This is a genomic window from Hoeflea sp. (assembly GCF_039975035.1).
Classification (GTDB): Bacteria; Pseudomonadota; Alphaproteobacteria; order Rhizobiales; family Rhizobiaceae; genus Hoeflea.
The window spans coordinates 24,285-30,714 of record NZ_JBDWHW010000051.1 but is presented as its reverse complement, the minus strand read 5'-3'; the positions used below and the strand labels follow the sequence as shown (position 1 = coordinate 30,714).

General features: G+C 62.4%; 5 protein-coding genes and 1 pseudogene. 4 read left to right on the top strand and 2 right to left on the bottom strand.

Annotated elements, in window-relative coordinates:
- Positions 1 to 137: pseudogene (locus ABJN75_RS04080) on the top strand (GFA family protein); the annotation flags it as partial.
- A gap of 278 nt (positions 138 to 415) precedes the next feature.
- The gene (locus ABJN75_RS04075) at positions 416 to 1,615 is read left to right on the top strand and encodes a multidrug effflux MFS transporter (RefSeq protein WP_348437110.1); all 1,200 of its coding nucleotides are present in this window, start codon (positions 416 to 418) and stop codon (positions 1,613 to 1,615) included.
- 130 nt (positions 1,616 to 1,745) lie between these two features.
- Here ABJN75_RS04075 and ABJN75_RS04070 read toward each other — a convergent pair whose 3' ends face one another.
- Positions 1,746 to 1,982 carry a hypothetical protein gene (locus tag ABJN75_RS04070; protein ID WP_348437108.1) on the bottom strand — a complete coding sequence of 79 codons (237 nt, stop codon included), beginning with the start codon at positions 1,980 to 1,982 and terminating at the stop codon, positions 1,746 to 1,748.
- 78 nt (positions 1,983 to 2,060) lie between these two features.
- A complete protein-coding gene (aceA, locus tag ABJN75_RS04065) occupies positions 2,061 to 3,350 on the bottom strand; it encodes an isocitrate lyase (protein WP_348437106.1) in 1,290 nt (429 codons plus the stop codon).
- 247 nt (positions 3,351 to 3,597) lie between these two features.
- On the opposite strand from aceA, the gene ABJN75_RS04060 reads away from it, so the two are divergent.
- Positions 3,598 to 5,037: an XRE family transcriptional regulator gene (locus ABJN75_RS04060; protein WP_348437104.1), complete on the top strand. Its 1,440-nt coding sequence runs from the start codon at positions 3,598 to 3,600 to the stop codon at positions 5,035 to 5,037.
- Positions 5,038 to 5,286: 249 nt separating this feature from the next.
- Positions 5,287 to 6,381, top strand: a complete 1,095-nt coding sequence (locus tag ABJN75_RS04055; protein WP_348437102.1) for a polyamine ABC transporter substrate-binding protein — start codon at positions 5,287 to 5,289, stop codon at positions 6,379 to 6,381.
- Positions 6,382 to 6,430: the final 49 nt, after the last annotated feature.

The window sequence follows — 6,430 nt, the reverse complement described above, 5'->3', positions numbered from 1 at the left end:
GCGCGCTTGATGAGCCCGACCGCTTCACGCCAACCTATGAGCTCTGGACCGTGCGCCGCGAAGCCTGGCTGCCGCCGTTTGCCGGCATGCGGCGCTACGACCGCAACCGGACCTCCGGCGGACGTTCCGAGGCGTAGCATTCACGCTTCCCCCTTGCCGCAGCGCCGCAACAGTTACCCGCGCGCAACAGCTGCCGCCCAAACGTGCATTCCTCATGCAGGTTTGTCTGGGCGGAGCGGCAAAACCGGCCTACAGCGCTGTCAAACAAATGATACGGCCATGCCGGCAAGGTGCGCCAGGCCGTATGGTATTGCGCATGCTGTCACTTTCTGTCAGCCAGTTCAGATAGCACGATGACGACGCATCCGGTCGCGCCGCACCGATGCCGGTGTTCGTATTTCATGAGGTATCACCAATGTCGCCCTTCCTCCGTTCCGCCGTGGTGCTAGGCCTGGTCAGCGCCACCGGTCCGCTCGCCATCGACATGTTCCTGCCGTCGCTGCCGCAAATCGCCGACAGCCTCGGCGGCACCATGGCCGGCGCGCAACTCACCATCACCGCCTATTTCATCGCCTTCGGGCTGGCGCAGATGGTCTATGGCCCGGTTGCCGACATGGTGGGCCGCAAGCCGCCGCTGATCGCCGGCCTGACGCTGTTTCTCGCCGGCTCCATCGGCTGTGCGCTGGCGCCCGACATGAACTGGCTGATCGCTGCCCGCGTGGTCCAGGCGCTCGGCGGTGCCGCGGCCATGGTGATCCCGCGCGCCATCATCCGCGATCTGCACACCGGCGCCCAGGCCACGCGGCTGATGGCGCTGGTGATGCTGATCATCTCGGTCTCGCCGATGCTGGCGCCCTTGGCCGGCTCGGGCATCATCGCCATCTCCGGCTGGCGCGCCATCTTCGCCATGCTGGCTGTTGCCGCGGGCTTCAGCATCGCGATCACCGTTCTCCTGCAGCCCGAAACGCTGCATCCCGAATACCGCGTTCCGGTGCGGCTGGCGGCCCTGCTCAGCGGCGTCGGCACGCTGCTGCGCGATCCGGTGTTCATGGGGCTGACCTTTGTCGGCGGCTTCGGCATGGCCAGTTTCTTCGTGTTTCTGGCCAGCGCCTCCTTCGTCTACACCGGCCATTACGGCCTGACGCCGACCGGCTTCAGCCTGGCTTTCGCCGCCAATGCCGCGGGCTTCTTCTCGGCCTCGCAACTGGCCGCCACGCTGGGCGAAAAATTCGGCGCCACGCGTGTCGTCACCTGGGCGGTCAGCGGCTTCCTCGCCGTCACCCTGGCGCTGTTGGCGCTGGTCTGGTTCGGCATTGATCACTTCATCCTGCTGGTGGCCATGCTGATTTGCGCCAATGCCTGCCTCGGTCTGGTCATCCCCACCGCCATGGTGATGGCGCTCGACGATCACGGCGACATCGCCGGTCTCGCCTCCTCGTTGGGCGGCATGCTGCAGATGCTCGCCGGCGGCGTCATGACCATGCTGGCCGGACCGTTTTTCGACGGCACGCCGCTGCCGATGGTCGCGGCCATCGCACTGGCCGCAGTGCTCGCCTTTAGCGCAATGCGGCTCACCGACGCCGCCCGCGGCCGGCGTCTGCTCGCCGCTGCCTGAGCGCGGGCCATCAAAAAACCCCGCCGCGGTCTCAACCGCGACGGGGCCTGTTTGCCTGTCGGCAATTTCCGGCAACAGGGCTTCCCGGAACCGCTGGACCGGAACTGGCGGCCCGAACTACCGGCCCGAATTACCGGCTTTGCGTCACGATCACCGGGATCAGCAAATCGCCCCAATTGCCGTTGCCGCCATGGTGGCGGGCGGAGCGGACCAGCTCCACCGAGACACCGGCATCCACGGCCTTCATGACCGAATGGTTGAGACGGTGCAGGTCGTTGGCGAGGCTGCGGATTGCGGCCTGCTGGTCGGCATCCATTGCGGAAGACTGCTCTTCCGCGCGTTCCTTGACTCGGGTCTGGGCTGTCATTGCATTTCTCCTCTATCGGGGTTTGTGAAGGGTCGTCCGGAGCCCCAACCCGCCGGAACGGGTGGGGAAAAGTTGTGGTTATTCAGCAGCCGGGCGGAACTGGGCTGATTCTGTGGATTCGCCCATCGCGGTGGTCGACGACTTGCCGCCGGTGATGGCCATCGACACGGCGTCGAAATAGCCGGTGCCGACTTCGCGCTGGTGCTTGGTGGCGGTGTAGCCGTCTGCCTCGGAGGCGAATTCCGCTTCCTGCAGCTCGGAATAGGCCGACATCTGCCGGTCCTTGTAGCCGCGGGCCAGTTCGAACATGCCGTGGTTGAGCTGGTGGAAACCGGCCAGCGTGATGAACTGGAACTTGTAGCCCATGGCGCCCAGTTCGCGCTGGAACTTGGCGATGGTCGCATCGTCGAGATGCTTCTTCCAGTTGAACGACGGCGAGCAGTTGTAGGCCAGCAGCTTGCCCGGATGGTGCTTGTGCACGCCCTCGGCGAACTTGCGGGCCTGCTCCAGATCAGGCTTGGATGTCTCGCACCAGATCAGGTCGCAATGCGGTGCATAGGACACGGCGCGGGCAATGCAGGAGTCGAGGCCGTTCTTGATGTTGTAAAAACCCTCAATGGTGCGGCCGGCATCGTAGTCGACGAATTCGCGATCGCGCTCGTCAATGTCCGAAGTCAGCAGCTTGGCAGCTTCAGCATCGGTGCGGGCGATGACCAGCGTCGGCGTACCCATCACGTCGGCGGCAAGCCGCGCAGCATTGAGGTTGCGGATATGTGCTGCCGTCGGGATCAGGACCTTGCCGCCGAGATGGCCGCATTTCTTTTCAGACGCCAGCTGGTCTTCATAATGAACGCCTGCAACGCCGGCTTCGATGAAGGCCTTCATGATTTCGAATGCGTTCAGCGGTCCGCCGAAACCGGCTTCCGCGTCGGCAACGATCGGGGCGAACCAGGTGTCGACCGAAAGCCCGTTGCCTTCCGCGGCTTCGATCTGGTCGGCGCGCTGCAGGGTGCGGTTGATCCGCTTGGCCAGTTCGGGTGCCGCGTTGGCAGGATACAGCGACTGGTCGGGATACATCGACGAGGCGGTGTTGGAATCAGCGGCAACCTGCCAGCCCGAGAGATAGATCGCCTTGAGGCCCGCGCGAACCTGCTGCATAGCCTGGTTGCCGGTCATCGCACCCAGCGAATTGACGAAGTCTTCCTCGTGGATCAGCTTCCACAACCGGTTGGCGCCCATTTCGGCGAGGCTGTACTTGATGTTGACCGAGCCGCGCAGCTTCTGCACGTCTTCCGGGCTGTAGGGCCGTTCAACGCCGTCATAGCGGCCTTCAGGTGCAGTCGGAACGAGGTTGTAAAAATCAGTCATGACTTCTCTCCGGTCAAGGTATGTTGGCTTTGAGCGAACCGGCTTGGGAGCGTTCTGTCCGCCTTTGATGTCACTGGATTTACATTGCGGTGCACATAAAGCCGAGAATAATCGGCTTTTCAGGTCTGAAAATCAGGTAAAGCTGTCTTGCCTTTGACAAAACCGAGTTGTAAATTTGTCAAAATTGTAAAAACAACAATGTGCCGGATTGTGGTCAACTCCTGTCAATTTTTGTAAAGATGGTGCCATGGCTGATCAGAAAATTTTTGCCGGACCCCGCATCCGCCGCATCCGCAATGCCAAGGGCCTGACCCAGACGGCGATGGCCGAGGCGCTCGGCATTTCACCGTCCTATCTCAATCTGATCGAGCGCAACCAGCGGCCGCTGACGGTGCAATTGATCCTCAAGCTTTCCTCGGTCTACAAGGTCGATGCCGAGGAGTTGCAGGGCGAAGGCGGCGGCACCACGCTCGCCAGCCTCAAGGAGGTGTTCGCCGACCCGCTGCTCGTCGGCGAATTGCCCGGCGATCAGGAAGTGATCGAGATCGCCGAGGCCGCGCCCAATGCCGGCGCCGCGATACTGAAGCTGCATCGCGCTTACCGCGAGCAGGCCGAGCGCCTGTCGGATCTGTCGGCCATGCTTGCCCGTGATGGCCACAGCCCGGCGCTGTCAGGCGCGCGGCTGCCGATGGACGAGGTCCGCGAAGTTCTCGAGTCCCGTCCCAATCACCATCCGGCGCTGGAAGAGGAAGCCGAAGCCTTCCATCATCTGCTCAAGCCGGGCGACGACCTGATGGGTGCGCTCAAGGCCTGGCTCCGGTCCGAGCATGGCGTTGTGGTCCGCTCGCTTCCTGTTGCCACCATGCCCAACTGGCGCCGCCGCTATGACCGCCATTCGCAGCGGCTGTTCCTGTCCGAGCGGCTGTCGCCGTTCGATCAGTTGCGCGAGGTCGCCATGGAAGCTTCGCTGATCCGCATGAATGTCGCCATTGCCGCCGGCATCAACGCGCTCAAGCTGTCGAGCGACGAGGCGCGCCGCATTGCCCGGTTCGAACTGGCCCGCTATGCCGCCCACGCGCTGATGATGCCCTATCAGCCGTTCCACGCCGCAGCCCAGCGGGCGCGCTATGACATCGACGTGCTCAAGTCCCGCTTCGGCGTGTCGTTCGAACAGGCCGCCAACCGGGTCACATCGCTGTGCCGGCCCAGCCTTGAGGGCGTGCCGTTCTTCATGCTGGAGGTCGATGTCGCCGGTCACCGTTTCCGCCGCGCCGGCGCGCAGGGCTTTCCGCAGCAGCGATTTGGCGGCAATTGCCCGAAACTGTCGATCCATGCGGCGTTTTCGCAGCCCTCACAGATTCTGGTCGAAGCGGTGGACCTGCCCGGCGGCGCCGAATTCCTCACCATCTCGCGCACTCTTGAAGGGCCGCAGGGCGCGTTCTCCGAACGGCCGCGCCGCACCGCCATCCTGCTGGGCTGCGACATCGGGTTCCGCGACGAACTCGTCTATGGCGGCGCCTTGCCGATGGCTGGCGGCAAAATGCCACATCCCGTCACCATTGCCGTCGGGCCGGCCTGCCGCCTGTGCGAACGCTCCGGCTGCCTGGCCCGCGCCGAACCGCCGATTACCCGGCCGCTGGGGCTCGACGAGATGGTAACCGGTCTTTCCGCCTTTGATTTCCAGTGAACAGGGCGGTGATTGAGGGGCATGGGGTGAAGCGAGAATAGCCGGGTGACGGAACTGCCTCAGTGGGTCGCAACATTTTGCCCGTAGCATATTCAGGAAATGACTTGTGGGCCTCTTGTGCAAGATGAGATTCCTCCTAAAGTTACGATATCCGCCGGACCCTGCCGCCAAAAGGCGGGGGCGCGGTCGTCCACCGCAGCGGCTCTGCAGCCTTGCCGGTGTCCAGATCAGAAAACGAGAGGAACACGTATGTCTCTGAAGACCCGCCTATTTTCTGCAGCCGTCATGCTTGCCGCATCGACAGTGCTCGCAACCGCACAGGAACGCGTCGTCAACATCTACAATTGGTCCGATTACATTGATGAATCCATTCTCGAGGATTTCACCAAGGAAACCGGCATCAAGGTCGTTTACGACGTTTTCGATTCCAACGAAGTGCTGGAAACCAAATTGCTCGCCGGTTCCACCGGTTACGATATCGTCGTACCGACCGGCACTTTTCTTGCCCGGCAGATCACCGCCGGCGTGTTCCAGAAGCTGGACAAGTCCAAGCTCCCCAATCTGGAGAACATGGATCCGGCCATCATGTCGCGGCTGGAAAAATACGATCCCGGCAACGAGTACGCCATCAACTACATGTGGGGCACCACCGGGCTTGGCATCAATGTCGACAAGGTCAAGGAACGGCTGGGCGATATGCCGCTCAATTCCTGGAGCCTGGTGTTTGATCCGGAGACCGTCGGCAAACTGGCCGACTGCGGTGTCTACATGCTTGATACCGCCGATGAACTGCTGCCCGCGGCCTTGAACTATCTTGGACTGGACCCGGATTCCAATGCGCCCGACGATCTGGCCAAGGCCGAGGAACTGCTGCTCTCGGTGCGCCCGAGCGTGAAGAAGTTCCATTCATCCGAATACATCAACGCGCTGGCCAATGGCGACATCTGCCTGGCTGTCGGCTGGTCCGGTGATGTGCTGCAGGCGCGCGACCGTGCCGCGGAGGCCGATCAGGGCGTGACCATCGAGTATATCATTCCCAAGGAAGGCGCCTTGATGTGGTTCGACAACATGGCGATCCCCGGCGATGCCACTCACGTTGAAGAAGCCCATGAATTCCTCAACTACATCATGAAGCCGGAAGTTGCCGCAAAGGCGTCCAACTATGTCTACTACGCCAATGGCAATGTGGCTTCCAAGGAGTTCCTCAACGAGGACGTGATCGGCGACACCGCCATCTATCCTGATGAGGAAACCATCGGGCGGCTCTACTCCACTTCACCCAAGGATCAGCGCACCCAGCGCGTCATGACCCGGACCTGGACCAAGGTTGTCACGGGGCAGTAACCCAAAACCTTCACCCCCGACCCGGCAACGGGCCGGGGGTTTTCATTGG

Excerpts from the sequence above, each read along its gene's own strand:
- ABJN75_RS04055 (WP_348437102.1), top strand. The coding sequence starts at position 5,287 with ATGTCTCTGAAGACCCGCCTATTTTCTGCAGCCGTCATGCTTGCCGCA.
- ABJN75_RS04060 (WP_348437104.1), top strand. The coding sequence starts at position 3,598 with ATGGCTGATCAGAAAATTTTTGCCGGACCCCGCATCCGCCGCATCCGC.
- ABJN75_RS04075 (WP_348437110.1), top strand. The coding sequence starts at position 416 with ATGTCGCCCTTCCTCCGTTCCGCCGTGGTGCTAGGCCTGGTCAGCGCC.
- aceA (WP_348437106.1), bottom strand. The coding sequence starts at position 3,350 with ATGACTGATTTTTACAACCTCGTTCCGACTGCACCTGAAGGCCGCTAT.
- ABJN75_RS04070 (WP_348437108.1), bottom strand. The coding sequence starts at position 1,982 with ATGACAGCCCAGACCCGAGTCAAGGAACGCGCGGAAGAGCAGTCTTCC.